This window comes from Achromobacter sp. (assembly GCF_057314935.1).
Genome location: NZ_DBHKZA010000053.1, coordinates 1 through 23471 on the forward strand (window position 1 = coordinate 1; position 23471 = coordinate 23471).

Genomic DNA, 23471 nt, shown 5'->3' on the forward strand with positions numbered 1-23471 from the left:
CTTGTAATGAGAAGGTCGAGGGTTCGATTCCTTTCACCGGCACCAAAAGCATCCAGCAAAAAGCCCAACCATCCGGTTGGGCTTTTTTGCTTTTCGGCGGCCGTTTCCGGCCCGGGCCGTCAGCCCAGCGGGGGCAGCATGTTGAACAGCAGCACCATGATCAGGCCCACCACCGACACGATCGATTGCACCACCGAGATCGTCTTGGTGGCTTCACCCATCGTCATGCCGAAGGATTCTTTCACCATCCAGAAACCGGCATGGTTGGCATAGTTGAAGAACAGCGAACCGCAACCGATCGACAGTGCCAGCAGCGGCAGGTTCAACGAGGGATCGGCGCCGGCCAGCGGCGCCAGCAGGCCGGCTGCGCCCACGATGCCGACCGTGGCCGAACCGGTGGACACCGACAGCAGCATGGCGATGAGCCAGCCCAGGATCAGCGGCGGGAAGGCGAACTGGTGCGTCAGGTGCACGATGGCGTCGCCGACCTTGGCGCTGGTCAGCACCTGCTGGAAGGCGCCGCCGCCGGCGATGATCAGCATGATGCCGGCGATGGGCTTCAAGCTCTGGCCGAGCGCCTCTCGCAGCTTTTCGGCGTCGCCGCGGCGCATGAAGACCAGCGTCACCGCCGCGAACAGCACGCCCAGCAGCATGGCGACCACCGGGTTGCCCAGGAAGGCGGCCACGTGCAGCCCGCTTGAGCCCTTGGGCAGCAGCATCTCGGCCACGGCGTGCACCAGCATCAGCAGCGCCGGCAGCAAGGCCGCCAGAATGCCCAGGCCCACGCTGGGCGCGCCGTTGCCGGCGGCCGCTTCGCGGGTGGCGGTGAACTGGTCCAGCAGCGCCTCGTCCGGACGGGTCGTCATGCGCGGGGCGATGAACGCGCCATACAGCGGACCGCCGAACACCATGGCCGGCAGCGCGGCGATGAAACCGTAGATCATGGTCGGGCCGACCGTGGTCTTCAACGTGGCGATCGCCGTCAACGGCCCCGGGTGCGGCGGCACCATGCCGTGCATGGCCGCCAGGGCGGAAATCACCGGCACGCCGACATACACGTAGGCCGACCCCTTGAAGCGCTGCTGGCTCTCGAGCTTGCGCGCCACGCTGAAGATCAGCGGCAGCATCACCACCAGGCCGACTTCAAAGAACATGGGGATGCCGATGACGAACGCCACCAGCGTCATGGCCCAGGGGATCATCCGGGGCGAGGTGTGCCGCAGGATGGCGTTGGCCAGGCGTTCGGTGGTGCCGGAGTCGGCCAGGATCTTGCCCAGCATGGCGCCCAGCGCGATCACCACGCCGACCGCGCCCAGGGTCTTGCCCGCGCCGTCGGTCAGGTTCTTGACGATGGCCACGGGCTCCATGCCGGTGGCGAAACCGACGCCGATGGAAACGATCAGCAGCGCCAGCAGCGGGTGCATGCGGATGCGCGAAACAATAAGCGCGACCAGCACCAGGACGCTCACCAGGGCGGTGAGCAGCAATTGAATGTCGAACGATGACATGTGTGAACCCAGAAAAAACGAGAGAGGTCGCGAGCCTTCCGGGTGCCATCATAAGGGATCGGCCTTACAACTTGCCGCGTGCGCCGACGGTGGAAAGGCGGGCAGGCGCTCCGATCAGGGCGCCACGAGCCGCCAATCGGTCAATCCGGCTTGATCCCCGACGCCTTGATGATCGCCGCGTTGCGCTCAAGTTCCATCTCGACCTTGCGGCGGAACGCGGCCGGGTCCTGGTAGGTGGCGTCAAAGCCCAGCTCCTGCAGTTTGGCGCGGGTATCCGGTTCCGCCATGACGGCCTCGATTTCCTTGGACATGCGGGCGACGATGGGCGCGGGCGTGCCTTTGGGCATGACGACGCCGAACCAGGTCTCGAAGTCGTAGCCCGCCACGCCGCTTTCCGCAACGGTGGGCACCTCGGGCACCAGGGACGAGCGCGCGCGGCCCGTCAGCGCCACGGCGCGGACCTTGCCGGCCTTGATCTGGGGCAGGCCCGCCACCAGCGTGTCGATCGACAGCGGAATCTGGTTGCCGATCAGGTCGGTCATGGCCGGGGCGCTGCCGCGGTAGGGCACGTGCAGCAGTTTGGCGCCGGTGCGCTGGGCCAGCGATTCGCCTGCCATGTGCGGGGTGGAACCGTTGCCGAACGAACCGAAGCTGAGCGGCTGCGCGGCGGACTGCTTCGTGATGTCCGCCACGATGCCGATGCCGGTCTGCGGGTTCGTCAGGATCACGAACGGCGTGCTGCCGGCGACGGCGACGTATTCGTAGCTCTTGATCGGGTCATAGTTCAGGTTCGGATACAGCAGCGGGTTCGACGTGAACGTCGGGGCGCCGGTGATCATCAGCGTGTAGCCGTCAGGCGCGGCGCGGGCGACGGCGGCGGCGCCGATGCCGGTGTTGGCGCCGGGCTTGTTTTCAATGACGACAGTCTGGCCCAGGCGCGCGCCCAGCTTCACGGCGAAAAGGCGGCCGATGACGTCGGTGGATCCGCCGGGCGGGAACGGCACCACCATGGTGATCGGCTTGTCCGGATACGACTGTGCCGCAGCCATCAGCGGCGTCGCGGCCAGGACGCACAGCGCGAGGGCACGGGCGACGGTTTGGTTCATTGGTTTCCCCTTGTGTTGTTGGTGTGGTGTTCAATGCGGCAGCACGGGCGCCTGGCGCCAGTACTGCGTGGCTTGTTCGAACGCGTGCGCCAGTTGCAGCAGCGCATGTTCCTGGCGATAGCGGCCGACGATCTGGATGCCGACGGGTAGACCCGCGTCGCTGAAGCCGCAGGGCACCGAAATGGCCGGATGGCCGGTCAGCGACAGGTAATAGCCTGAACGCATCCAGTCGATGTAGTTGTGCATCGGCGTGCCGTCGATGCGGCTCACGGTTTCCTGTTCGACCGGGAACGGCAGCACCTGGCTGACCGGCCCGATCAGGAATTCATGGTTCTGCATGAAGGCATGCATGCGCGCGAACAGGGCGGCGCGGTCTCGCTCGGCCTGGAGCAAGGCAGCGGGCGACTGTTGCAGGCCCAATTCAATATTCCAGATGACGGTGTCTTTCAGCAGATGCCGGTGGTCGCGCAGCACGGCTTCATAGCCTGCCGCGAAGGCCTGGCCGCGCAGGGCCTGGAACGAGGCGTCCGCGCCGGTGAAGTCCGGGCAGGCGGGCTCCACGACGGCCCCAAGGTCCGCGAAGACGGGCAATTGGCGTTCCAGCGCCTGCAGCACCGCGCGTTCAACGGGCAGGCCGCCCCACGTCGGCGCATAGGCGATGCGCACGCCCTTGAAATCGCGCGCCAGGCTGTCCACGAAGCGCGCCGGGTCCTGTTCGATGGCCAGCGGATCGCGCGGGTCTGCGCCGGCGGTAGCGGCCAGCAGCAGGGCCACGTCGGCGACCGTGCGCGCCATCGGGCCCGCCACGGTCAACGCGTTGAACGGGTTGGCCGTCGGCCACTGCGGGACGCGACCCGGCGACGGCCGCAGGCCCACCACGTTGCAGAACGAGGCCGGATTGCGTAGCGAGCCTCCCATGTCGGTGCCGTCTGCCAGCGGCGCCATGCGCGTGGCCAGTGCGGCGGCGGCGCCTCCGCTGCTGCCGCCGGCCGTCAGGCGCAGGTCGTAGGGATTGCGGGTGGCGCCGAATACCGGGTTGAACGTCTGCGAGCCGGCGCCGAATTCGGGCAGGTTGGTCTTGCCCAAGGTAATCGCCCCGGCCGCGCGCTCGCGGCTGACGATCAGGCTGTCGCGCTCGGGCACGAAGTCGCGGTACAGCGGCGACCCGTAAGTCGTGCGCATGCCGGCCGTCAGGAACGAATCCTTGTGCACGATGGGCAGGCCATGCAGCAGGCCGAGCGGGTGACCGGCCGCCTGGCGTTCATCGGCCTGGGCCGCGCGCGCCAGGGCGCCTTCGGCATCCACGGTCACCACCGCATTCACTTGCGCATTGCAGGCGTCGATGCGCGCCAGGTGCGCAGCCGTCACGTCTCGGGCGCTGAGGTGGCCGGCGCCGATCTCGGCGCGCAGCGCCACGGCGGTCATGTCGCATAAAGAGGAAGTCTGGGTCATTGCAGCGTAGATGTATTGCTATGCGATACAAAGTATTGAATAATCAACTTTATAGTGGGTATTGCGGCCCCGGACAATTCGGGGAAACTACCGCTGCCCCTGTCTTCGCTGCCTCCGATCCCTTGCGCCGCCCGGTCCGAACCCTATGCCGACACGTCCTTCTCCCGTCGCCGACACCCCCGCCATGGACGCCGACGATCCCTTGTTCGTCGCGTCGCTGGAAAAGGGCATGCGGGTGCTGGACGCGTTCCGCGACGCCTCGGACTCGTTGGGCCTGACCGATATCGCCTCGATCACGGGTTTGGGCAAAAGCGCCGCGCAGCGCTTCATCCACACGTGGGAGCGCATGGGCTACCTGATCAAGGACCCGGCCTCGCGCCGCTACCGGCTGGGACCGCGCGTGGTGGAACTGGGCTACTTCTTCCTGCGCAGCGACCGGCTGGTGTCCATGGCCGCGCCGCATCTGGTGGCGCTGCGCGACCGCTGCGGCCTGGCCGTGCACATGAGCGTGCTGGCCGGCAGCGACATGATCTATCTGCTGCGCCTGCCCAGCCGGCAATTGACCCTGGCCGAAATGCTGCCCGGCCGCCGCATGCCCGCGTGGTGCAACAGTGGCGGGCGCATGCTGCTCACCCCGCAGGACGATGACGCCATCCGACAGACGCTGCTGCGGGCGCCGCCACGCGCGTTCACGCCGCGCACGGTCGTGGACCCGGACGCCTTGCTGGCGTTGATCCGCCAGGCCCGCGACGACGGCTATGCGCTGACCGAAGACCAGGTGCTGCAAAACCAGGTGGGCGCGGCGGTGCTGCTGCGCGACGCGCGTGACGTGCCGCTGGCCGCAATCAGCGTGAGAGCGCCGCGCCATGACTATCCCACCGACCGCTTGCTGAGCGATATCGTGCCGCAACTGTTCCGCACGGCGCAGGCGATTCAGGACGCCTGATTGAAATTTTCCAGGCCGTTTTGCATTCTTTCGATTTTTTGTGCATAATTCGGCCCCTCTACCTGTTCCCCGATAGCTCAGTCGGTAGAGCGACGGACTGTTAATCCGCAGGTCGCTGGTTCGAGCCCAGCTCGGGGAGCCAAGAATTCAGCCGCGCAATCTTCATCCGCGCGGCTCGCAAGACAAGCAGTACCCGCAGTACCCTTAAAAAAGCCCGCAACCTGTTTGCGGGCTTTTTGCATTGCCCTTCACAAAGCGTAGGATGACGCGCATCCCGCCTTGACGCTTTCCGCCCCTTGCCCATGCGTTCCACGCGATCCCTGCCTGCCCTGGTCTCTTTGCGCGCCTTCGAAGCGGCAGCGCGGCGCCTGAGCTTTTCGCTGGCCGCCCAAGAGCTCTTCATCACGCAAAGCGCGGTCAGCCACCACATCCAGCGCTTGGAAAGCGAACTGGGCGTGACGCTGTTCGAACGGCTTACGCGCGCGGTGGCGCTCACGCCTGCCGGGCGGGCCTATTACGAACACGTGCACGCCGCCTTTGAATTGCTGCGCCAGGGCACCGACGCCATTCGCGCGCCGGCTGCCGCGCGCGCGACGCTCAAGGTCGGCTTGCTGGCGTCGTTCGCCACGCGCTGGCTGGCCCCGCGGCTGCCGGCGTTCGCCGCCGCGCACCCGGACATCGACCTGCAACTGCAGCCGGACATTGGCCTGGCCGATGTGGCGGGTGGAGAAGTGGACGTGGCGATCCGCTACGGCCGCGGCGGCTGGCCCGGCGTGGCCTCGCGGCTGCTGATGGCCGAACGGCTATCGGTCGTATGCGCCCCCGGCCTGATCGCCAGCCGCAAGCGCCCGCGCACGCCGGACGATCTGCTGCGCCACCCGCTGCTTGCCTCGCATGCCAGGCAGCCCTTTGAATGGGATGCGTGGGCCCGGCGATTCGGCATGGACCTGGGCCGCGCCCGGACCGTTCACCTGCATGACTACAACATCGTCGTCGAAGCCGCGCTGGCCGGCCAAGGCCTGGCCATGGGCCGGCATCGGCTGATCGGCCCGCACCTGGCCAGCGGCGCGCTGGTCGAGGCGCTGCCGGCAACGGTGCTGGAGGATCCGCGCATCGGCTGGTGGTTCGTCGCCCCCCGTGGCGCCCTGACGCCCCCGGCCCAGGTGTTGCATGACTGGCTGGTCCAAGCGGCGAGGGCGGCTGCGGACACGCATTAGTTCTACTCATGCGTAAAAGGCAAGAATTGATTGGTCACGCGCGGCGGGGGCCGATAGCATCGAAGCTTGCACTTTTCCGCCAACCCCTTTTTGCAGGTGAATCGACATGTCCCGCACCATCTCCGGCCGCGTGGCCGAACTGGGCTACACCCTGGAAGCCGCCGCCGCGCCCGCCGCCAACTACGTGCCGTTCGTCCTGGAGGGCAACCTGCTCACCATCTCGGGCCAGATCTCGCGCCAGGGCGGCAAGCCGCGCTATCTGGGCCAGTTGGGCAACCAGATCTCGGACGCCGACGGCGTCGAAGCCGCGAAGCTGTCGGGCCTGAGCATCCTGTCGCAGATCGCCGCCGCGACCGGCGACCGCCTGGACCGCGTGGCCCGCGTCGTGCGCCTGGGCGTGTTCGTGGCCAGCACGCCTGACTTCAACCGCCAGAGCGCCATCGCCAATGGCGCGTCCGACCTGATGGTGGACGTGTTCGGCGACGCCGGCCGCCATGCGCGCAGCGCGGTCGGCGTGGCATCGTTGCCCCAGGGCGTGGCCGTGGAAATTGAAGCCGTCATCGCCCTGACCCCCGCCTGATCGCCAGCCGCCATGCCAGCCCCTCTGACCCCTGACGCCATCGACGCGTTGCGCGCCCGCACTCCCGGCGCGCAAACCAGTGTCCACTTCAATCACGCCGGCTCGTCGTTGCCGTCTGCCGGCACGCTGGAAGCGATCTACGCGCATCTGCAGCGCGAGGCGGCGCAGGGCCCGATGGAGGCCGGCGTGGCCTCGCGCGCGCTGACCGAAAGCGCCCGCACGCTGGCGGCCCGGCTGCTCAATGCGCAGCCGGAAGAGATCGCGCTGACCACCGGCAATTCCCCGGGCTGGGGCGCGGCCTTTGCCGCAATGGCGCCGTGGAAACCCGGCGACCGCATCCTGGTCGGCCGTCACGAATGGGGCGGCAACCTGGCGGCGATGCGGCTGCGGGCGGAACGCGCTGGCGCCGTCCTGGAAACCATCGCCTCGGATGACAGCGGCTGCGTGGACCCGGAGGCGCTTGCCGCCATGCTGGACGAACGCGTGCGCCTGATCGCGTTGACCTGGCTGCCCGCCAACGGCGGCCTGATCAATCCAGCGGCAGCCATCGGCCGCGTGGCGCGCCGGCATGGCATTCCGTATTTCGTGGATGGCGCGCAGGCGGTCGGCCAGGTGCCCATCGACGTGACGGAGATCGGCTGCGACGTGCTGAGCGGCGCCGGCCGCAAGGCCTTGCGCGGCCCCCGCGGCACGGGCCTGTTGTACGTGCGGCGCGACTTCCTCGACCAGCTCACGCCCGCGTTCGTGGATACCCATTCGGCCCCGCTGGGCGCGGACGGCCAGCCGCAATTGCGTGCGGATGCCGCCCGCCTGGAATCCGCCGAGAACTCGCTGGCGTTGCGCTGCGGGCTGGCCCACGCCTTGCAGGAAGCGCTGGACATCGGATTGGAGGCCATCCGCGCCACCATCGATGCCAAAGCCCAGTCGCTCAGAACGGAAATCGCCGCCATCCCGGGCATCACCGTTCTGGATCAGGGCCGGGAGCTGTCCGGCCTGGTGTCCTTCAACCTGGCCGGACAGGAAGCGGCGGCCGTGCAACGCGCCCTGGCTGCGCAGGGCATCACCATCGGCAGCAACGGCGTGCCCTACACGCCGCTGGACATGCAGGCGCGCGGCCTGACGCAGATCGCGCGGGCCTCGGTCAGCTATCTGACCAGCGATGGCGAGGTCGCCCGCCTGCTGGACGGGCTACGGCAACTGGCGCGCTAGCCCGGCGATTGCCGCCTTAGGCCAGCGCGCGGCGCATGAAGGGCGACCATTTCGTGAAGACGAGCAGGTTGCCCACCATCACCAGCGCCAGCCCGGCAAAGGCCGACGGCGTCCATTGATAACCCTCGGCCACCGTCGACACGGTAAGCGCGACGACGGGGAACAGCACCGTGCAGTATGCGGCGCGGGCCGGCCCCATGCGTCCTACCAAGGTCAGGTACGCGGTAAAGCCGATCACCGATCCCGGAATCGCCAGGTAGAGCAGGGCGCCGACATAGGACGGCGACGAATCAAACTGGAACGGCAGGCCCGCCACCAGGCAACCCGCCAACAGGATCGTCGCGCCATAGACCATGCTGAAAGCATTGCCCGTCAGCGGCCGGATGCCCGCGCGCTGCTGCAACGACGACAGCATGTTGCCGGTGGAAAAGCAGAACGTGCCCAGCAACGCGAAGCCCAGGCCCAACAATGTCTCGTGGCTGGCCTGCTGGCTGGCCAGCTCGGGCCAGAACAAGAGCACCAGGCCCGAGAAGCCGAACACGCCGGCCACCATCACGCGCGGCGCGACGCGGGTGCCGAACCACAGCCGGGCGTTCAGCGCATTCCACAGCGTGGCGGCGGAGAACACCACCGACACGAGTCCGCTGGGGATCCACTGCGTCGCGGTGTAGAAGCACAGGAAATTCAGGCAGAACAGGCAAAGGCCCTGGCCCACGCAGAGCCAATGGCCGCGCCGGTCCAGCTTCTGCAGTTTGCGGGTCAGCAACAGGGCGGCAAACAGCACCAGGCCCGCCAGCGCGAAGCGGTAGAAGATGGACACGGGAATGGCCACCACGCCCAGTTGCAGCTTGATGGCGATCCAGGTGGTGCCCCAGATGACGACGGTCAGGAAATACAGGAAGAGATTCACGATGCGATGGGCAGAAAATAAGGGACACGAAACCGGCAGGCGAAGGCACACGCCGGCTTGGCGCCAGTGTGCGCCGCCCCGCCCGCCCCGGATTGCCGGATCTTGCGGTTTTTGCACCGTCGCGCGCGCGGCGCGCGCAAGATCGCAGTAGCATTTCAGTCCTATGGGCACCATCGCCTCGGCCCCGGCCGATTTCTCCGTCTTCCGCACCCTGTCGCGCTCCACCGCCACGTTGGAACGCGCCTCCCCGCTGGGCGAAGGCATGGCGATTTCGCAATGGGGCCGCAGCGCCAACGAAACACTGGGCTACGACACCCCGGGCCATCACACGCTGTCCTTGTACCTGCATGGCGGCGACAAGTCGTTCAGGGTCGGCCACGACACCCTGCACGGCGGCGCCGGCAAATTCTGCGTGCTGCCCGCCGAACACTATTCGCGCTGGTGCATGAACGACACCGTGCATTTCCTGCACCTGTACATCGCCCCCGAACGGCTCGCGCGCGAAGCCGTCATGCGGCTGGACTGCGAACCCCGCACGCTGGAACTGCGCGACCGCACCTACATCCAGGACGACTCGCTGATCGACGTGTGCCGGCAATTGCTGGGCACCGACTGGTCGCAGCCGGCCGACCGGCTGGCGGCCAGCAGCGCGGCCGAAACCGTGCTGCACCACCTGCTGAACCAGGGCGTGGCCCGCAAGTCTGCGCCGCCTGCCCGGGGCGGCCTGGCGCCCGCCGTGCGTCGGCGCGTCATGGATTACGTGGACGCGCACCTGCACGACGCTCTGACGCTGGACCAGCTGGCGGGCGTCGCCGCGCTGTCGACTTACCACTTCGCCCGCATGTTCCACACGTCGTTCGGCGAACCGCCGCATGCGTGGGTGCGCGGACGCCGCCTGGCGCATGCCCGAAGCCTGCTGGCCGCCGGCAAGGGCGACCTGGCCGGCATCGCGCAGGCCAGCGGCTTCGGCAACGCCAGCCACCTGTCGCGGGTGTTCCGCGACGCCATCGGCGTCACGCCCGGCCAGTACCGCAGCGCCCGCCGCCAGCATTGAACGCGGCCGCCGTCCGGCCCCGTTTCCCGACCCGCGCGGTCTACAATGGCCCATCGCCCTTAGCGGCCTGACACCGCGGCCCCGCCGCGCTTGCCCACGACGCGATGCCGTCCCCGACCTCTCGCGATTCCGATCCCCTGGCCGGCCCCGCCGCCCCGCGCCCGCTGCGCGCGCATTGGCTGGCCGAACTCATCCGCCTGCGCGAAACCCATTGGGGCCCGCTGGACGACGCCGATGCCGTGCGGCGCGTGCGGCAGCTGGACACCGACCTGCCCGCGCGCATCCTGGCCCGCGCCGATCTGCTGGCGCAGCGTGAAAACCTGACCTCGCTGGTCGATGCCTGGCGGCGCAGCGCGCGGGGCGTCCTGGCCTTGCTGTTCGTGCTGGCCCTGTTGTCGGGCATCGGCGTCGCGCTGGGCGCGCTCGGCGACGGATCGCGGCCGGTCAACGTGCTGTGGGCGCTGGGCGCCTTGCTCGGCCTGCACGCGCTGACCTTCCTGCTGTGGCTGGCCAGCTTCCTCGTCAGGGCGTCGGCCGTGACCGGCCTGGGCCGCCTCTGGCTGTGGGCCACCCGCAAGCTGGCGCGCGGCCCCGACGGCGCCTTGGTGCCGCAGGCCTTCCTGAACCTGCTGGCGCGCGCAGGCGCGTTGCGCTGGCTCTTCGGCGCCATCAGCCACTTGTTGTGGCTGACCGCCCTGTGCGCCGCGCTGGCGACCCTGCTGGCGGTGCTGTCCACCGCCAGCTACCGCTTCATCTGGGCCACCACCCTGCTGGCGCCCGACACCTTCGTGGGGCTGACGCAGGCCATCGGCTGGCTGCCCGCGCACCTGGGCTTCCCGATGCCGGACGCTGCGGTCATTCGCGCCAGCGACGGCGCGCAGACCCTGACCGCCGACGCGCAGGTGCAGTGGTCCCTGTGGCTGATCGGCGTGCTGGTGGTCTACGGCATCCTGCCGCGCCTGCTGGCGGGCGCCTTGTGCGTGGCCGCCACGCTGCGCGCGCTGCGCCGCGTACGCATCGACCCCACGCTGGCCGGTTTTTCGCCGCTACGCGACCGCCTGGAGCCCCCGGCCCAATCCCTCGGCATCGACCGCCCCGTGGATCCGCTGCACGAACCCCGCGTGCGCGCGCCGTCGCTTACCGGGCTGGGCGGGCAGCCCGTGCTGCTGGGCCTGGAACTGCCCGCCGACCTGGCCTGGCCGCCCGCCAGGCTGTCCGCGGGCCTCCAGATGGCCGGCAACCTGGACACGCGCGAAGAACGCAACCGCGTGCTGGACGCGCTGGCGCAGGCCGCGGCCTCGCGCCTGCTGATCGCCTGCGACGCCCGCCAGACGCCCGACCGCGGCACCCTGTCCCTGATCGCCGAACTGTCCGCTCACGCGCAGGCCACCGGCGTGTGGCTCATCACAGGTGCAGAGGATCAGCCCGGCGCCGGTACACGCGCCGCGCTGTGGCGCGAACGGCTGCTGGCCCTGGGCCTGCCTGCCGACGCCATCCTGCAAACCCCCACTGCGCCGCTCGCGTGGCTGGAGGCCGGCCATGGCTGACGACGTCATCAAGATCGCGGTGGTGGGCCACACCAACACCGGCAAGACCTCGCTCTTGCGCACCCTCACGCGCGACACCGCGTTCGGCGAGGTGGCCGACAGCCCCGGCACCACGCGCCACGTCGAAGGCGCGCGGCTGCGCCTGGAAGGCCGCGCCGTGCTCGAATGGTTCGACACGCCCGGCATGGAAGACAGCATCGCCTTGCTGGAATACCTGGAGCGGCTGGATGGCCCCGAAGAACGGCTGGACGGCCCGGCGCGCATCCGCCGCTTCCTGGACACGCCCGAAGCGCACGGCCGCTACGAGCAGGAGGCCCGCGTCCTGACCAAGATGCTGGACTGCGACGCCGCGCTATATGTGATCGATGCGCGCGATCCCGTGCTGGGCAAGCACCGCGACGAACTGTCCATCCTGGCCGCCTGCGGCCGGCCCTTGCTGCCGGTGCTGAACTTCGTGAACGCGCCCGCCCACCGCGCCGACGAATGGCGCGGCGCGATGGCGCGGCTGGGCCTGCATGCGGTGGTGGAATTCGACACGGTCGCGCCGCCTCTCGATGGCGAGCAACAGCTGTACGCCAAACTGGGCGTGCTGCTGGACCGGCACGCGGGCGCGCTGGCGCGGCTGTCCGACAGCCTGTCCGCGCAACGCCGAGAACGCCACGCCGCCGCCTACGAACTGCTGGCCGACCTGCTGGTCGATGTGGCGGCGCTGCACGTGTCCAGCGCCAGCGACGAGGCGGCGCTGGCCGCCGTGTCGAACCAGTTGCGCGATCAGGTCCGGCAACGCGAACAGACCTGCGTGAACGCCTTGCTGGCGCTCTACAACTTCCGTCCATCTGATTTTTCGGATGACGCACTGCCGCTGCAAGGCGAACGCTGGGGCATGGACCTGTTTCATCCGCAGGCGCTCAAAGACATGGGCGTGCAGGTCGGCATGGGTGCGGCCGCCGGTGCGATGGCGGGCGCGGCGGTGGACCTCTTCAGCGCGGGCCTGAGCCTGGGCACCGGCATGCTCATCGGCGCAGCCGCAGGCGGCCTGTGGCAGGGCGTCGAAAAGCTGGGCAAGCGCGTGGCCGGCAAACTGCGCGGCTGGCGCGAGATCAGCGTGGACGACGCCGTGCTGCGCCTCTTGGCGCTGCGCCAGCGGCAATTGATCGACGCGCTGGAACGCCGCGGCCATGCCGCGCGCGAGCCATTGAAACTAGCCCTTCCGGATGACGCCGCCTGGCAGAAGGGCCCCTTGCCCGACGGCTTGAAGGAGGCGCGCAGCCGTCCGGAATGGTCGGCACTGGGCACGCATTACGAAGACAGCGACCGCAGGAAGCGCATCGTCCACGAGTTGGCGAAAACCCTTGCCGCCACGCCTCGTCCGGACGCTTGATCACCGCGCCGTTCCCGGCGTGGAACGCACCATTCAAGGCCGACGGCAAGCGCGGACTAACCCCAATCCAAACCGATTGACGCTTAAACGAATCGATCTATAAGATTCGTTCTGCATCGGCGCGGTCCGTCCCCGCCATGACAATCACAAGGGGTTGGGTCTATCGTGAAGTCGAAGTCCTCGGCAGTGATTCCCGGCATCGCCCTCCATGGCCTGTGCGCAGTTCGCGCCGCGCGCCATCTGACCCCACGCCGTCTTTCGTCGTAAGCAGCAACGCCATGCCCCGGATCCCGATGGGGCCGGGGCCCTGTCACTTCTGTCGCGCGATCCGCGCACTACACGGAGCATGAGGGCTATGCGTACTTTTCCCCACCTGAAGCAGGCTGCGCTGGCGGCTGCCGTTGCGGCATCCCTGGCATTCAGCGCCGGCGCGGCCGCCAAGACGTTCCACTGGTCCTATCAAGGCGACGCCACGTCGATGGACCCGATGGCCTTGAACGAAACCTTCACGCTCGGTTTCCAGGGCAATATCTACGAGACGCTGGCGGGTTACGACGGCAACCTGAAACTGACCCCCCTGCTGGCCGAAAGCTGGGAAAACCCCGAGCCGACCAAATGGGTGTTCAAGCTGCGCAAAGGCGTGAAGTTCCACGACGGCTCGCCCTTCACGGCGGACGACGTGATCTTCTCGTGGAAGCGCAGCCTGACGCCCGGCTCCGACATGAAGGGCTACGGCGCCAAAGCCTCCGACATCAAGAAGGTGGACGACTACACCATCGAAGTCACCACCCCCACGCCCAACCCCATCCTGCCGCGCGAATGGGTGTTCCTGTACATCATGAGCAAGACGTGGTCCGAGAAGAACAAGACCACCGAAGCCACCAACGTCAAGGGCGACAACCAGGGCAACTACGCCAACCTGAACGCCAACGGGACCGGCCCATTCATGCTGGTCTCGCGCCAGCCCGACGTGAAGACGGTGCTCAAGCGCTATGGCGACTATTGGAACAAGGACATCAAGACCAACGTCGACGAAGTCATCTTCCAGCCGATCACCCAGGAAGCCACGCGCGTGGCCGCGCTGATCTCCGGCGAAATGGACCTGGTGCAGCCCGTGCCCGTGCAGGACTGGAAGCGCCTGGAAGACGCCAAAGGCGTCAAGCCGCTGACGGCGCCCGAAGCGCGCGCCATCTTCATCGGCATGGACCAGGACCGCGACGAACTGCTGTTCTCGGACGTGAAGGGCAAGAACCCCTTCAAGGACGCCAAGGTCCGCGAAGCCGTGGTGCTGGCCGTCGACACCAAGGCCATCAACGAAAAGATCATGCGCGGCGCGGCCAAGCCGCTGGGCTCGCTGGTGGCCACCGCCATCAACGGCTACGCCGATTCCTACGGCGCGCCCTACAAGCCCGATCCCGAACGCGCCAAGAAGCTGTTGGCCGAAGCGGGCTACCCCAAGGGCTTCACGGTAACGATGGACTGCCCGAACGACCGCTATGTCAATGACGAAAAGGTCTGCCAGGCGGTCGCCGGCATGCTGGCCCGCGTCGGCATCAAGATCAACCTGCTGGCGCAGACCAAGTCCAAGTACTTCGGCAAGATCCTGCTGCAGGCGGGCAACCAGACCAGCATGTACATGCTGGGATGGACGCCCAGCTCCACCGACGCGCACAACGCGCTGCTGAACCTGGCAGCCTGCCGCGACGCGAAGACGGCGGCTGGTCAGTTCAACCTGGGCGGCTACTGCAACAAGAAGGTGGACGACCTGACCAACAAGATCGGCGTCGAAACCGATCAGACCAAGCGCAACGCCATGATCAAGGAAGCGTTCGAGATCGTGCGCAGCGACTTCGGCTATCTGCCGTTGCACCAGCAACCGATGTCCTGGGGCGTGAAGGACAACATCAAGGTCATCCAGCGCGCCGACGACGTGCTCGACCTGCGCGACGTGGTGTTGCCGTAACCGCTTGCCGCAATCCCTGCGTTGATTTCCTGACGATGTGAGCCCCGGACGGCGCAAGCCGTCCGGGCGCGCCCGGCCCAGCCCCGCTTCCCGCTTTCAACGGAAACGCGGCCCGGCGTTATCTGCAAACGAGGGCATCCGATAATGCTTTCCTTTATTGCGCAACGGCTTATCCAGTCGGTGCTGGTGATGTTGACGGTGGCGCTGATCGCGTTCTCCATGTTCCGCTATGTGGGCGACCCGATCGCCAGCATGGTCGGCCAGGACACCACGCCCGAACAACGCGCGCAGCTGCGTGTCGAGCTCGGCCTGGACGACCCCTTCGTGGTGCAGTTCGCCCGCTTCGTCGGCAATGCGGTGCAGGGCGATTTCGGCATCTCGTACCGCCAGCGCCGGCCCGTCAGCGAACTGCTTGAAGAGCGCATGCCCGCCACGCTGGAACTGTCCTTCGTGTCCGCCGTCATGGCGCTGGCGCTAGGCATCCCGATGGGCATCTACACCGCGCTCAAGCGGCACGGCGTGCTGTCCAAGGCCTTCATGGCGATCTCGCTGGCCGGCATCTCGCTGCCCACGTTCCTGATCGGCATCCTGCTCATTCTTGTGTTCGGCGTGCAGCTGCGATGGCTGCCCAGCTTCGGACGCGGCGACGTCGTCAGCCTGGGGTGGTGGACCACCGGCTTTTTGACCAAGTCGGGCTGGCTGGCGCTGATCATGCCCGCCATCACGCTGGCGCTGTTCCAGATGACGCTGATCATGCGCTTGGTGCGCGCCGAGATGCTCGAGGTGCTGCGCGCCGACTTCATCAAGTTCGCGCGCGCCCGCGGCCTGCCGGAACGGCTGATCAATTTCCGCCATGCCTTGAAGAACACGATGGTGCCCGTCATCACCATCACCGGGCTGCAGCTGGGTTCGATCATCGCGTTCGCCATCATCACGGAAACGGTGTTCCAGTGGCCCGGCATGGGGCTTTTGTTCATCCAGGCCATCAGCATGGTGGACATCCCCGTGATGGCCGCCTATCTGGTGCTGATCGCGTTCATGTTCGTCGTCATCAATCTGGTCGTCGACCTGCTGTACTTCGCCGTAGACCCGCGTCTGCGCGTGCAGAGCAAATGAAAAATCGCCCCCACGCCGCGCCTTCGGCTTGCTGCCCCCCGAGGGGGTGCTTTTTACCTTGGGACGGCCCAGCGGTGGAAAATCGCCCCCACGCCGCGCCTTCGGCTTGCTGCCCCCCGAGGGGGTGCTTTTTACCTTGGGACGGCCCAGCGGTAAAAAAGGAAAAAAAATGATTGCTCGCATCGCTCCAATGTTTGCCCGCGCCGCCGACAGCGACCTGTGGCACAGCTTCAAGCGGTCGCCCGGCGCCATCATTGCCGCCGCCGTCACGCTGGCCATCCTGCTGGGCGCGCTGTTCGCGCCCGTCATCGCGCCGCACAACCCCTTTGACCTGGCGTCGCTCAGCATCATGGACGCGAACACGCCGCCCGCCTGGGAAGAGGGCGGCAGCCCCGACTTCCTGCTGGGCACCGACGACCAGGGCCGCGACATCCTGTCGGCCGTACTGTATGGCTCGCGCGTGTCGCTGCTGGTAGGCTTTGCCTCGGTGCTGTTCTCGATGGTGCTGGGCGTCACGCTCGGCCTCATCAGCGGCTACGCAGGCGGCCGCATCGACAGCTTCATCATGCGCATCGCGGACGTGCAGCTGTCGTTTCCCGCCATCCTCGTCGCGCTGCTGATCGACGGCGTGGCGCGCGGCATCCTGCCGCGCGACATGCACGACCAACTCGCGCTGTACGTGCTGATCTTCGCCATCGGCATTTCGGGCTGGGTGCAGTACGCGCGCACCGTGCGCGGCTCCACGCTGGTCGAACGCAACAAGGAATACGTGCAGGCCGCGCGCCTCATCGGCATCGGCCCCGTCACCATCCTGCGCCGCCACATCCTGCCCAACGTCATGGGGCCGGTGCTGGTCATCGCCACCATCCACCTGGCGATCGCCATCATCACCGAGGCCACGCTGTCGTTCCTGGGCGTGGGCGTGCCGGTCACGTCGCCGTCGCTCGGCACGCTGATCCGCATCGGCAACAGCTACCTGTTCTCGGGCATGTGGTGGATTTCGATCTTCCCCGGCATCGCGCTGGTGGCGCTGGTGCTATCGGTCAACCTGCTGGGCGACTGGCTGCGCGACGCGCTCAACCCCAAGCTGCGCTGAGGACGTCATGGCCCTGTTGAACATCGAAGACATCCGCATTGAATTCCCCAGCCGACGCGGCACGCTGGTGGCGGTGGACGGCGTATCGCTGTCCCTGGAAAAGGGCGAGATCCTGGGCGTGGTCGGCGAATCCGGCGCAGGCAAGTCCACCATCGGCAACGCGGTGATCGGCTTGCTGGAAGCGCCCGGGCGGCTGGCCGGCGGCTCGGTGCTGCTGAACGGCGAACGTATCGACACGCTGACGCCGGCGCAGAAACGCAAAGTGCGCGGACGCCGCATCGGCATGATCTTCCAGGATCCGCTGACCTCGCTGGACCCCTTGCAGACGGTGGAAAGCCAGCTGGTCGAAACCATGCAGGTGCACCTGAACCTGTCGCACGCCGAAGCCAAGAAGCGCGCGGTGCAGTTGCTGGTGCAGGTCGGCATCGACCAGCCCGAGCTGCGCGTGCAGCAGTACCCGCACCAGTTCTCGGGCGGCATGCGGCAACGCGTGGTGATCGCGCTGGCACTGTGCTGCGAACCCGAGGTGATCATCGCCGATGAGCCCACCACCGCGCTGGACGTCTCCATCCAGGCGCAGATCCTGGAGCTCTTGAAAAAGCTGTGCCGCGAAGAGCAGGTCGGCATGATCATCATCACGCACGACATGGGCGTGATCGCGGACGTGACCGACCGCGTGGCGGTGCTGTACCACGGCAAGCTCGTGGAGCAAGGCCCCACCGCCAAGATCCTGGGCGACCCCGACCACCCCTACACCCGCAGCCTGATCTCGGCCGTGCCGCGCCCGGACATCAAGCTCAAGCGCTTTCCGCTGGTCACCTACATCGAAGACGTGAAGACGCCGTCGCAGCCCCTGGACCTGGCCACGCACTGGCTGGGCCAACGGCGCGACTTCGGCGCGCATACCGACGGTCCGCTGGTGCAGGTGCGCGACCTGTCCATGCGCTTCGTGCTCAAGAGCGCGCTGTTCAAACGCAACCAGCGCACGCTGGACGCGGTCAAGCGCGTGAACTTCTCGATCGGCGAAGGCGAGGTCTTCGGGCTGGTGGGCGAATCCGGCTCCGGAAAATCCACCGTGGCGCGGCTGATCTCGGGGCTGTACACGCCCTCGGAAGGTTCCGTCACGTTCGGCGGCACGGACCTGACCGCGCTCAAGGGCGAAAAGCAGCTCAACCCGTTCCGGCGCCAGATCCAGATGATCTTCCAGGATCCGTTCTCGTCGCTGAACCCCCGCATGCGCGTGCTGGACATCGTGGCCGAGCCCATCCGCTTTCACAAGCTGGCGGCAAGCGAGGCCGAGGCCCGCCGCATCGTGGCCGACCTGCTGGACGTGGTGGGCCTGGGCGACCGCGCGGCCGAGCGTTTCCCGCACGAATTCTCGGGCGGCCAGCGCCAGCGCATCTGCATCGCCCGCGCGCTGGCCACGCGCCCGCGTTTCCTGATCTGCGACGAGCCCACCTCCGCGTTGGACGTGTCCATCCAGGCGCAGATCCTGAACCTGCTGAAAGACCTGCAGGAAGAACTGGGCCTGACCATGCTGTTCATCAGTCATGACCTGCCTGTGATCCGCCAGATGTGCGACCGCGTCGGCGTGATGCGTTACGGCGAACTGCTGGAAGTGGCCGAAACGGAAAGCCTGTTCGACCACCCGCAACACCCCTATAGCCAACACCTGCTTGGATTGATGCCCCGCCTGCAATCCATGTCCCGCGAGGGACTGGACGTGGTGGAAGGCTGATGCCTGAGCGCAACCGGAGCGAGACATGACGGCGACACGACAGACCCTCTTCATCGGCGGACAGGTATTCGATGGCGAGGGCAAGATGCTGCAAGGCCACGGCGTGCTGGTCGACGGCCAGCGGGTGGCGCGCGTGGCGCCGGCGGCCGAATTCGAAGGCTACGCCGGCATGCAGGTCAACACCACCGGCATGACGCTGATGCCCAGCCTGGCGGACTGCCACGTCCACCTGGTCTATACCGGCGGCGCCGATCCCAATGCGCAGCTCAGCAAGCAAGGCCCGGCGCAGATCACGCTGACCGCGCTGGAGAACGCGCAGGCCAGCCTGCGCGGCGGCGTCACGGCGCTGCGCGACTGCGGTGGCAAGGACTATCTGGAATTCGGCGTGCGCGACGCCATCGCGCGCGGCGTCTTCCCCGGCCCCACCATCAAGGCGTCGGGGCGCATCATCTGCATGACGGGCGGCCACGGCAACCGCATCGGCCGCATCGCCGACGGCTGCGAAGACGTGGTCAAGGCCGTGCGCGAACAGGTGCACGCCGGCTGCGACCTCGTGAAGATCATGGCGACCGGCGGCGTGATGACGCCCGGGGTCAGCCCGATGGACGCGCACTACAGCTTCGACGAATTGAAGGCGGGCGTGCACGAGGCCAAGCGCTTTCGCAAAAGCACCGCCAGCCACGCGCAAGGCACCCAGGGCATCCTGAACGCGGTGCGCGCCGGCATCGATTCCATCGAGCACGGCATCTTCATGGACGACGACTGCCTGCGCGAAATGCTGGAGGCCCAGACCTATCTGGTGCCCACCATCGCCGCCGTGCGCAACATCATCGCCAACGCCGACAACGGCATCCCGGCCTATGCCGTGGAGAAGGCGCGCGCGGTGGAACAGCGCCACCGCGAATCGTTCCAGATGTACTACAAGGCGGGCGGCCGGATCGCGATGGGCACGGATGCCGGCACGCCGTTCAACCTGCATGGCGAAAACGCCATGGAACTGGCCTACATGGTGGAATTCGGCATGACGCCGGTGGACGCGCTGATCGCCGGCACCTCGCGCGGCCACGACCTCATGGGCCTGGACCAGCATGGCGTCCTGGCCGATGGCAAGGTGGCCGACCTGCTGCTGGTGCAGGGCGATCCCACGGAAGACATCCTGAAAGCGGCCGACAAGCGCTTCCATGTGGCGGTGCTGCGCAACGGCGAGGTGGCCGCGGGCGCCTTGCCGTTCTGACTGCCCGACGATAAAAAGAAAAAGCCGCCGCGCCGTGAAGCGCGGCGGCTTTTTCCTTGATGCGGCGTGCGGGGACTGCGCCTTAGCGCGCGCCACCCATTGCGCCGCTCATCACCATCATCAGGAACTGCTCGACCGGCATCTTCTTGCCGTTGAAGTCGACCTGACCGTCGGCGTAGTTCAGGTACGAGACGATGTTGTTGTTCTCGACCTTGGCCATACCCATCGCGGCCGCCATGGTGCCGACCATTTCGGCCTGGCCCTTGGCGGTCTGGGCGGCCTGTTCGGCCGGCACGCCGCGCATTTGCGGTTCGATCGCCATCAGGTCGGTCAGGTTGCCCTTGGACAGCACCAGCTTGGCGTCCAGCTTGCGCACCGCTTGCGTCAACGTGTCCGCGAACTCGCCGTCCATGGAGGCCGGCTTGGCCAGGTCCAGGTTCAGGTTGAACGTGGACGTGCCGTTGGCCGTGCGCACTTCCAGCGGCGACACGGCGAGCGTCGGATTGCCGGCCAGCAACAGTTCGACGTTGGTCTTCAGGATCTGCTGCTCTTCAGGCGTGAACTGCGGCGTCTGCTCTTCACCCTTGCTCTGCATCATGCGACGCGAAGCGGCTTCGTAGACGTCGTTGAGCGCCTTGAACGCCTTGGAGTCCAGCTTCTGCACGTCGATGGCCAGCTTCATGCCGGCCATGTCCTTGGCCTGCACGTTGATCATGCCGAAATCCAGGGCCATCTTGGCGCCCAGCAGCGAATTGGCTTCCGTCACGTCGACGGCGATCGTGGTGTCCTTGAACTGGACGGGCGGCTTTTCCTTGGACGTGATCGTCCAATCCTTGAACGTCAGCTTCTGGGTGCCCACGTACATGTCGTTGGAGGCCGGCGTCATGTCGCTCTCCAGCGTGATGCCTTGCAGGGCCATGCTGACGATGTCGCTGTTTTCCGACTGGCCGGACAGCACCAGCTTGTCCGTCTTCAGATCGACGACGCCGTGCTTCGTGCCCGTGGCGTATTCGACGTTGCCGGTCATGCCCGAGAAGCTCAGGTTCGTGTCGCCCTTGGCCACTTCCACCGGGGCCAGGTTGAACTTGCCCGTGATGTTCTTGGCGTAGCTGACGCTGTAGTGGCCGGTCAGCGGCGTGGCGCCCTTGGCGGCGGCGAACCATTCCTTGACGGCCGGCGTCTCTTCCAGCGCGAAGTCGCTGGCCACCATGGCCGGCATGAACGCGCCGGTCTTCAGGTTGGACAGGGGCAGGGGGCCGTGGCTCAGGTGCTCGACGAACAGCACGTCGCGATCTTCGGCCGGCTTGCCTTCGGCGGCGGGCGCGGTGAACTTCACGCGGTAGCGCGCGGTGGACGAGAACACGCCGCGCTCGAACGACACCAGTTCGACCTTGGAGGCGATGCCCCACTTGTCGCTGAACGTCTTCAAGCTGTCATTGGCGGTCGCGATCGACTGGTTCACGAAGTCCTCGGCCTTCTGGCCCGTGTACCAGGCCGTGCCGGTCCACACCGCGCCCAGGACAACAACGACACCCACTAATGCCGACTTCTTCATAGAGATCCTTTATTCTTCAAATGGATATAAGCGCACGGATTATAGGGAGTGCCGCCTAGGGAAAACACTTATTTCGTGCATAGGCGATGCAATATGTTACTTGGTGATACCGCCCTGCGAAAATTCCACCGGTGCTGCAATGCCACATCAGCTACAATCGCACCGTGTGCTTTGCCAATCTGCACACGTCCGCTAGGCCCTTCGCTGCCAAGCTTCGCCCATCAGGGCGCTTCCCTTTTCTCCTTATTCGTCCGCCTGGATTGGAGTCTCTCAACTTGAGCGACGGGCTGCCGCTGGAGTTGTTTTGACTACCTCTTCCCCCTTTGCCGACCTCGGGCTGGCTGATTCCCTGTTGCGCGCTATTGCCGATACCGGCTACACCGCACCCACCCCCATTCAAGCCCAAGCCATTCCGCAAGTGCTCAAAGGCGGCGACCTGCTGGCCGCCGCACAGACCGGAACCGGCAAGACCGCCGGCTTCACGCTGCCGATCCTGCACCTGCTGATGCAGCAGAAGCCGGAACTGCGCAAGCCCGGCCGCCCCCGTTGCCTGATCCTGACCCCGACGCGTGAGTTGACCGCGCAGGTCGCGGAATCGGTGCAGACCTACGGCAAATACACCTCGCTGACGTCCATGGTGATGTTCGGCGGCGTCAACATCAACCCCCAGATCTCCGCGCTGCGCAAGCCGCTGGACATCCTGGTGGCCACGCCCGGCCGCCTGCTGGACCATTGCGGCCAGAAGACGGTGGACCTGTCCGGCGTTGAAATCCTGGTGCTGGACGAAGCCGACCGCATGCTGGACATGGGCTTCATCCGCGACATCCGCAAGATCCTCGCGCTGCTGCCCAAGCAACGCCAGAACCTGCTGTTCTCGGCCACGTTCTCCGACGAAATCCGCACGCTCGCACGCGGCGTGCTGAACAACCCGGGCGAAGTCTCGGTGACCCCGCGCAACACCGCCACCGAACTGGTCACCCAGACGGTGCACATGGTGGAACAGCACCACAAACGCGACCTGATCAGCCACATCATCCGCGAAAGCGGCTGGCATCAAGTGCTGGTGTTCACGCGCACCAAGCACGGCGCCAACCGCCTGGCTGAAAAGCTGGTCAAGGACGGCCTGACCGCCGCCGCGATCCACGGCAACAAGAGCCAATCGGCCCGCACCCGCGCGCTGGCCGGCTTCAAGGACAGCACCGTGACGGTCCTGGTCGCCACCGACATCGCCGCCCGCGGCCTGGACATCGACCAGCTGCCCCAGGTCGTGAACTTCGAACTGCCCAACGTGCCGGAAGACTACGTGCACCGCATCGGCCGTACGGGCCGCGCCGGCGCCACCGGCGCCGCGGTCTCGCTGGTCGACAACAGCGAAATCAAGCTGTTGAAGGACATCGAGCGCCTGATCAAAAAGACGATCGAGCGCAAGCCGGTCGAAGGCTGGACCCCGTCCCCGACCAGCGCTGCCGCTTTCGAGCGCCAGGAACGCGACGAAGACGCCCGTAGCCCGCGCGGCGGCAACCGCAATGGCGGCGGCGGCCGTGGCGGCAACGCCGGTCGCGGCAACGGTGGCGGCAATGCCGGCGCCGGCCGTTCGCGTCCGGCCCAGGGCCAGCCCCGCGCCGCCACTGGTGGCCGTGCCCCCGCGCCGGCCCGTGCCGGCGGCGAAGGCCGCGGCAACGGCGGTGCTCGCGACGGCAAGCCCGCTGACCGTCCGGCGCACGCCGGCCGCGCCGAAGGCCGCCCGCAGCAAAGCCAGCGCCGTCCGGAAGGCACTGCCCGCCCGGCCGGCAACGGCGGCTCAGGACGTCCGGCTCAGGGCCGTCCGTCCGGCGCCCCCCGCGCGGCGTTGCTGGGCA

The 23471-nt window shown here is 67.2% G+C and carries 18 protein-coding genes and 1 tRNA gene; 14 read left to right on the forward strand and 5 right to left on the reverse strand.

The annotated features are described in order from the left end of the window. Positions 1–119 precede the first annotated feature (119 nt). The 3 genes from ACO6D5_RS19250 to ACO6D5_RS19260 all read right to left on the reverse strand — a co-directional run bounded on the left by ACO6D5_RS19250 (position 120) and on the right by ACO6D5_RS19260 (position 4066). Positions 120–1508: a GntP family permease gene (locus ACO6D5_RS19250; protein ID WP_485826232.1), complete on the reverse strand. Its 1389-nt coding sequence runs from the start codon at positions 1506–1508 to the stop codon at positions 120–122. Between the two features lie 140 nt (positions 1509–1648). Continuing rightward, positions 1649–2614, reverse strand: coding sequence for a Bug family tripartite tricarboxylate transporter substrate binding protein (locus tag ACO6D5_RS19255; RefSeq protein ID WP_485826233.1), 966 nt, complete (start codon positions 2612–2614; stop codon positions 1649–1651). A gap of 30 nt (positions 2615–2644) precedes the next feature. Then, complete coding sequence (locus ACO6D5_RS19260) at positions 2645–4066, reverse strand: amidase (protein WP_485826234.1); 1422 nt, start codon at positions 4064–4066, stop codon at positions 2645–2647. A 145-nt stretch (positions 4067–4211) separates the two neighbouring features. On the opposite strand from ACO6D5_RS19260, the gene ACO6D5_RS19265 reads away from it, so the two are divergent. The 5 genes from ACO6D5_RS19265 (at position 4212) to ACO6D5_RS19285 (ending at position 8018) form a co-directional block, all read left to right on the forward strand. Then, entirely contained in the window at positions 4212–5012 is an 801-nt protein-coding gene (locus ACO6D5_RS19265) for an IclR family transcriptional regulator (RefSeq protein ID WP_485826235.1), read from the forward strand. Positions 5013–5078: 66 nt separating this feature from the next. Next, a tRNA-Asn gene (locus ACO6D5_RS19270) sits at positions 5079–5154 on the forward strand. A gap of 160 nt (positions 5155–5314) precedes the next feature. Then, positions 5315–6229, forward strand: a complete 915-nt coding sequence (locus ACO6D5_RS19275; protein ID WP_485826236.1) for a LysR substrate-binding domain-containing protein — start codon at positions 5315–5317, stop codon at positions 6227–6229. Positions 6230–6335: 106 nt separating this feature from the next. Next, positions 6336–6809, forward strand: a complete 474-nt coding sequence (locus ACO6D5_RS19280; RefSeq protein ID WP_315844865.1) for an Atu1372/SO_1960 family protein — start codon at positions 6336–6338, stop codon at positions 6807–6809. Positions 6810–6821: 12 nt separating this feature from the next. Next, positions 6822–8018: an aminotransferase class V-fold PLP-dependent enzyme gene (locus ACO6D5_RS19285; protein ID WP_485826237.1), complete on the forward strand. Its 1197-nt coding sequence runs from the start codon at positions 6822–6824 to the stop codon at positions 8016–8018. Positions 8019–8034: 16 nt separating this feature from the next. Here the strand turns inward: ACO6D5_RS19285 and ACO6D5_RS19290 are convergent, their stop codons facing one another. After that, a complete protein-coding gene (locus ACO6D5_RS19290; protein ID WP_485826238.1) occupies positions 8035–8928 on the reverse strand; it encodes a DMT family transporter in 894 nt (297 codons plus the stop codon). Between the two features lie 163 nt (positions 8929–9091). On the opposite strand from ACO6D5_RS19290, the gene ACO6D5_RS19295 reads away from it, so the two are divergent. From ACO6D5_RS19295 to ACO6D5_RS19330, 8 genes are all read left to right on the forward strand, one after another. Beyond that, a complete protein-coding gene (locus ACO6D5_RS19295; protein ID WP_485826239.1) occupies positions 9092–9982 on the forward strand; it encodes a helix-turn-helix domain-containing protein in 891 nt (296 codons plus the stop codon). A 104-nt stretch (positions 9983–10086) separates the two neighbouring features. After that, positions 10087–11529, forward strand: a complete 1443-nt coding sequence (locus ACO6D5_RS19300) for a DUF2868 domain-containing protein (RefSeq protein WP_485826240.1) — start codon at positions 10087–10089, stop codon at positions 11527–11529. After that, the gene (locus ACO6D5_RS19305) at positions 11522–12910 is read left to right on the forward strand and encodes a GTPase/DUF3482 domain-containing protein (protein WP_485826241.1); all 1389 of its coding nucleotides are present in this window, start codon (positions 11522–11524) and stop codon (positions 12908–12910) included. The genes ACO6D5_RS19300 and ACO6D5_RS19305 overlap by 8 nt, the downstream gene beginning before the upstream one ends. A gap of 355 nt (positions 12911–13265) precedes the next feature. Next, positions 13266–14873 carry an ABC transporter substrate-binding protein gene (locus ACO6D5_RS19310; protein ID WP_006224504.1) on the forward strand — a complete coding sequence of 536 codons (1608 nt, stop codon included), beginning with the start codon at positions 13266–13268 and terminating at the stop codon, positions 14871–14873. Positions 14874–15017: 144 nt separating this feature from the next. Next, positions 15018–15989, forward strand: coding sequence for an ABC transporter permease (locus ACO6D5_RS19315; RefSeq protein WP_006224503.1), 972 nt, complete (start codon positions 15018–15020; stop codon positions 15987–15989). 169 nt (positions 15990–16158) lie between these two features. Continuing rightward, complete coding sequence (locus ACO6D5_RS19320; protein ID WP_485826242.1) at positions 16159–17085, forward strand: ABC transporter permease; 927 nt, start codon at positions 16159–16161, stop codon at positions 17083–17085. 7 nt (positions 17086–17092) lie between these two features. Further along, positions 17093–18823, forward strand: coding sequence for an ABC transporter ATP-binding protein (locus ACO6D5_RS19325; RefSeq protein WP_485826243.1), 1731 nt, complete (start codon positions 17093–17095; stop codon positions 18821–18823). A 25-nt stretch (positions 18824–18848) separates the two neighbouring features. Further along, positions 18849–20057 carry a metal-dependent hydrolase family protein gene (locus ACO6D5_RS19330; RefSeq protein ID WP_485826244.1) on the forward strand — a complete coding sequence of 403 codons (1209 nt, stop codon included), beginning with the start codon at positions 18849–18851 and terminating at the stop codon, positions 20055–20057. A gap of 82 nt (positions 20058–20139) precedes the next feature. Here the strand turns inward: ACO6D5_RS19330 and ACO6D5_RS19335 are convergent, their stop codons facing one another. Next, positions 20140–21612, reverse strand: a complete 1473-nt coding sequence (locus ACO6D5_RS19335; protein WP_485826245.1) for a YdgA family protein — start codon at positions 21610–21612, stop codon at positions 20140–20142. A gap of 304 nt (positions 21613–21916) precedes the next feature. Between ACO6D5_RS19335 and ACO6D5_RS19340 the strand changes: the two genes are divergently transcribed. Then, positions 21917–23471, forward strand: a 1555-nt coding sequence (locus ACO6D5_RS19340; protein WP_485826246.1) for a DEAD/DEAH box helicase, incomplete at its 3' end; no start/stop codon positions are given.

Excerpts from the sequence above, each read along its gene's own strand:
- ACO6D5_RS19280 (WP_315844865.1), top strand. The coding sequence starts at position 6,336 with ATGTCCCGCACCATCTCCGGCCGCGTGGCCGAACTGGGCTACACCCTG.
- ACO6D5_RS19330 (WP_485826244.1), top strand. The coding sequence starts at position 18,849 with ATGACGGCGACACGACAGACCCTCTTCATCGGCGGACAGGTATTCGAT.
- ACO6D5_RS19295 (WP_485826239.1), top strand. The coding sequence starts at position 9,092 with ATGGGCACCATCGCCTCGGCCCCGGCCGATTTCTCCGTCTTCCGCACC.
- ACO6D5_RS19320 (WP_485826242.1), top strand. The coding sequence starts at position 16,159 with ATGATTGCTCGCATCGCTCCAATGTTTGCCCGCGCCGCCGACAGCGAC.
- ACO6D5_RS19250 (WP_485826232.1), bottom strand. The coding sequence starts at position 1,508 with ATGTCATCGTTCGACATTCAATTGCTGCTCACCGCCCTGGTGAGCGTC.
- ACO6D5_RS19255 (WP_485826233.1), bottom strand. The coding sequence starts at position 2,614 with ATGAACCAAACCGTCGCCCGTGCCCTCGCGCTGTGCGTCCTGGCCGCG.
- ACO6D5_RS19325 (WP_485826243.1), top strand. The coding sequence starts at position 17,093 with ATGGCCCTGTTGAACATCGAAGACATCCGCATTGAATTCCCCAGCCGA.
- ACO6D5_RS19310 (WP_006224504.1), top strand. The coding sequence starts at position 13,266 with ATGCGTACTTTTCCCCACCTGAAGCAGGCTGCGCTGGCGGCTGCCGTT.
- ACO6D5_RS19265 (WP_485826235.1), top strand. The coding sequence starts at position 4,212 with ATGCCGACACGTCCTTCTCCCGTCGCCGACACCCCCGCCATGGACGCC.
- ACO6D5_RS19305 (WP_485826241.1), top strand. The coding sequence starts at position 11,522 with ATGGCTGACGACGTCATCAAGATCGCGGTGGTGGGCCACACCAACACC.
- ACO6D5_RS19300 (WP_485826240.1), top strand. The coding sequence starts at position 10,087 with ATGCCGTCCCCGACCTCTCGCGATTCCGATCCCCTGGCCGGCCCCGCC.
- ACO6D5_RS19260 (WP_485826234.1), bottom strand. The coding sequence starts at position 4,066 with ATGACCCAGACTTCCTCTTTATGCGACATGACCGCCGTGGCGCTGCGC.
- ACO6D5_RS19335 (WP_485826245.1), bottom strand. The coding sequence starts at position 21,612 with ATGAAGAAGTCGGCATTAGTGGGTGTCGTTGTTGTCCTGGGCGCGGTG.
- ACO6D5_RS19315 (WP_006224503.1), top strand. The coding sequence starts at position 15,018 with ATGCTTTCCTTTATTGCGCAACGGCTTATCCAGTCGGTGCTGGTGATG.
- ACO6D5_RS19275 (WP_485826236.1), top strand. The coding sequence starts at position 5,315 with ATGCGTTCCACGCGATCCCTGCCTGCCCTGGTCTCTTTGCGCGCCTTC.
- ACO6D5_RS19285 (WP_485826237.1), top strand. The coding sequence starts at position 6,822 with ATGCCAGCCCCTCTGACCCCTGACGCCATCGACGCGTTGCGCGCCCGC.